Origin of the sequence: Bradyrhizobium retamae (assembly GCF_001440415.1) — a bacterium.
GTDB lineage: Bacteria > Pseudomonadota > Alphaproteobacteria > Rhizobiales > Xanthobacteraceae > Bradyrhizobium > Bradyrhizobium retamae.
Window position 1 is genome coordinate 1 of record NZ_LLYA01000054.1, and the last position, 3,801, is coordinate 3,801.

General features: G+C 60.9%; 3 protein-coding genes and 1 pseudogene. 1 reads left to right on the forward strand and 3 read right to left on the reverse strand.

Annotated features, from left to right (window positions below; all coding sequences use genetic code 11):
* On the reverse strand, nt 1-466 hold a 466-nt coding region (locus CQ13_RS08380; RefSeq protein WP_156433582.1), incomplete at its 3' end, for a helix-turn-helix domain-containing protein.
* A gap of 118 nt (nt 467-584) precedes the next feature.
* On the reverse strand, nt 585-881 hold the full coding sequence (locus CQ13_RS08385; protein WP_057842524.1) for a LexA family protein: 297 nt from the start codon (nt 879-881) through the stop codon (nt 585-587).
* 36 nt (nt 882-917) lie between these two features.
* Between CQ13_RS08385 and CQ13_RS08390 the strand changes: the two genes are divergently transcribed.
* On the forward strand, nt 918-2,027 hold the full coding sequence (locus tag CQ13_RS08390) for an IS630 family transposase (protein WP_245309095.1): 1,110 nt from the start codon (nt 918-920) through the stop codon (nt 2,025-2,027).
* Nucleotides 2,028-2,502: 475 nt separating this feature from the next.
* Here the strand turns inward: CQ13_RS08390 and tnpA are convergent.
* Nucleotides 2,503-2,923, reverse strand: a pseudogene (gene tnpA / locus CQ13_RS08395) (IS200/IS605 family transposase).
* Between the last annotated feature and the right edge of the window lie 878 nt (nt 2,924-3,801).

The window sequence follows — 3,801 nt, forward strand, 5'->3', positions numbered from 1 at the left end:
TGATTTCCTCTCGGCCGAGGATCTTGCACACCGTTCCCTGGACCAAATTGGCCAAGCACGCATGCCCCGCCGCCGGCCCGTGTTCGCGCGCATGGCGCGCCAAGAGCCGCGTCGTCCACAACTCATGTGGATAGCCGTGGTCCTTGGCCTTGTCGCAGGCCAGCGACACCAACCAGGCTTTGGCCTCAGGCGTGATCGTCGGCTCCTTGCCCGGTCGCGGACGATCATCAAGGGCTGCCAGCGGGCCATCGGCCAGCGCCCGCTCGACACAGCGCTGCACCGTCTGATGATGGACCCCAAGTCTCTGGCCCACCGCGCAGAACGAAGGATTTTCTCGATACGCCAGCAGCATCTGCGCCCGCGACACCCGGCTCGCCAGTTCGATCCGCGACCGCGAAAGCGTCGTCAAGGTCGCTATCTCTTCATCACTCATGGCCAATTCGACCGCTCGCCGCCATCCTGCCATGATACAGCTCCTCGTTTCGCCGACCGCAAACGAGGAATCCGCCAACAGCCCGTCCGTTCCACCAATTCAGCCTGCTCCATCTGCGCAGGTTTCATGGAATCGGTCGTCTAGTACTTCGTCACAGTGATTTTGGCGGGTTGATTTCGAGCCATTCGAGGATGGGCAACGCTTCGGGAGGCACGAGGAGTTCGATGCTTCGGGCGACACCGGGTTGACGTCGGATCAATCCATTGCGCTCGAGGGTGACGACCGTCTGGTGGACCGAAGGCGGGCTGACGCGGAAGTGGCGCTGCATGTCCGTTTCGGCTGGCGGCCGGCCGAACATGTGCGAGTAGACGTAAATGAAAGCCAGATACCGGCCTTGCTTGTCGGTGAAGCTTTGCCGGCCGGTATGCTCGCCTGATTTTTGACTCATCTGTCGATTCGTCCGGGCCTCCGACAAAAAGGAGCGATGAATGTACGGTATCGGGTCGAACTGAGCCAAGCCGAACGCGATGAACTCACCGCGATGTTGAACAAAGGCAAGCGCGCCGCTCGCAAGCTCAAGCGGGCGCAGATCCTGCTGGCGGCCGATGCCGGGCGCAGCGACGAGGAGATTGCTTGCGCCGTGGCGGTGAGCGGTTCCACCGTGTACCGGACCAAGCGGCGCTTCGTGGAAGGCAATCTTGAACGGGCGCTGAGCGAGGAGCCGCGCCCTGGGGCGGAGCCCAAGCTCTCCGGCAAGGAGGAAGCCTTGTTGGTGGCAATGCCTTGCGCAACCCATCCCGAGGGCCGCGCCCGCTGGACCCTGGAGCTTTTGTCCGACGCCATGGTCAAGCTTACCGACCACGAGAGAGACGGTGCGCCGGCGGCTGGCCGAAAACGGCCTCAAGCCCTGGCGCAAGGACATGTGGTGCATTCCAAGGTTGACGGCGAATACGTCGCCCGCATGGAAGACGTGCTCGACCTTTATGCCGAGGCGCCAGATCCCGACCGGCCAGTGGTCTGCTTCGACGAGAGCCCGGTCCAACTCATCGGCGAAGTTCGCCAGCCGATCCCGGCCGAGCCGGGCCAACTCGAACGCCACGATTGTGAGTACCGTCGCAACGGTACCGTCAATCTGTTCGTCGTCCTCGACGTCAATCGGCCGTGGCGCAAGGTCAAGCTCACCGAGCGGCGCACGGCCAAAGACTACGCCAAATGCATGCGCGAACTCGTCGATGTTCATTATCCCGACGCCGAGTGCATCCGCGTCGTGCAGGACAACCTGTCGATCCACTCGGCCGGCGCCCTTTATGAGGCTTTCCCGCCCGCCGAAGCCAACCGCATTCTGCGCCGCCTCGAGTTCCACCACACTCCCAAACACGCCAGTTGGCTCAACATGGTGGAGATCGAGATCGGCGTCCTGCGCGGCCAGTGCCTGGATCGCAGAATCGACGATCCCAAGCACCTCGCCAGTGAAGTCGCCGCATGGGAACGACAGCGAAACGCTGCCGGAGCACGCATCAAATGGATGTTCACAACCGAAAAGGCGCGCGACAAATTGGGCCGCGCCTACCCAGACACGTCGAAAGAATCATAATCACTGTGCAGAGGTACTAGCCGTCCTTCAGCGCGCCCTTCACTTCGCCGATTGGCCAGCTTTCGCCGGTGGGAATGACGCGCACTTTGCCGTCGCCGCCGAGCAGCGCATGCGAGGCGATGTCGTCGTCGCTCGGAACGACCGTGACACTCGGGGCACCTGAATCGGACTTGTGGGTGCAGTGACGAGGTCCGCTGCAGGTTCGCGGCCATCGGCCAGGCGCCGCAGCGGGGGCATTTCTCCAAGAGCGTATCGGTTTCGACCATAATCAGCGGCTCCGTCTGCCCCCTCGGCCCAACCAGCTCACCGGGTTGGTGTTCCGGCTTCGGGGAAGGTCGGTCGGCCGGCCAAAGGCCGATTGGGCTTTAGAGTAAGTATCCCCCGGCAAAGCCGGGGGCTTTAGGAATTGGGCCGCTCAAAGCGGCCATGGGGACGCTAACGCGTCCCCGATTTTGTTGGCCGCCTGAAGGCGGCCTTAGCGCCACATGTTCATTTGGTCGAGCCGGGTGTCCTCGGCCTCCTGCTTGCGGATGTATTCTCTGATCACGGCTTCGTCTCGACCGACGGTCGAGACGAAGTATCCCCGAGCCCAGAAGTGCTGCCCTACAAAGTTGCGCTTCCTCTCTCCATAGACCCGCGCCAGATGGATAGCGCTCTTGCCCTTGATGTACCCGATCACTTGCGACACCGCATACTTGGGTGGGATCGAAATCATCATGTGAACATGATCGGGCATCAAATGCCCCTCTTTCCTTCTGCATTGCCAATCTGCGGAACACCTCCCCGAGATGCTGGCGCAACTCCCCGTACAGCGTCTTCCTGCGGCACTTGGGAATGAAGACCACGTGATATTTGCACTTCCATTTGCTGTGGCTTAGGCTCTCGTAATCGTCCATCGCGAAACTCCTTCTCGTGCGCGTGGTGGCTCACGAGTCGCGAGTTTCGTCGATGGACGACTGCCTGAAATGTCAAACTCTGCTGCCACCCGGCAGAGCCGGGGGGCCTCCCTTGGTAGGCTAGATATTCTGCATCAGCAATTGCGGGACCTAACTTGCACTTTGGCCAGCCTCCCGCCCCGGGCGACATTGCCGCTCGATCAAGGTTGCAGCGCTCGGCCCGAGAGCAAATGTCTTCCAAGTTTGCACTGGATGATTATCCCCTAGCACGGAGATTTCGAAACCGCCGCACGCGCTCGTGCGAAGGCGCGATCGGCTGCAGCTGGCAGCCCGTGATTGTGCTCCAACTTCCGAACCTCGAACTGAACTTGCGCGCCGCCGACTTTTCAGGCCGGCCGGATTAACTGACGTCAGCGACGTCTCGCCCCGGTTCCGAAGATGAACGTCGCGCCGTACCGCTCGGCAATCGGCATCAGGATTTCGTCTGCGTGCTCTTCTCGAGCCATAGCAGCAGCGCAAGGGCTCGGTGCGCTCGCGTGACGTTGGTATCACGGGCATATCGTCCAGATCGACGGCTGCGCTGGCCAAATAACCGCTCCATGTGCCCAGCCTGGATCAGATCGAGATCGGGGCTGCGCTCTTGCACACTTCTCTAGGTCAGCTTGTTGTCAGCTGACTCGCTTAAGCTGCTACCGGACCTTGAGGAGACCCATATTAGTTATGGCGCAGCTATGTCGATATGAGAGCGGATCGCATGTATAACAGAATCACCGGATCATCCAACCAATCTACAACTGCCAGCGAAGCCTATGAATCGGGACAGCTAGTGTTCTGACTCATTCATTTGCATCCCGCTTTTGCGATGGCGAGCGCTTTTT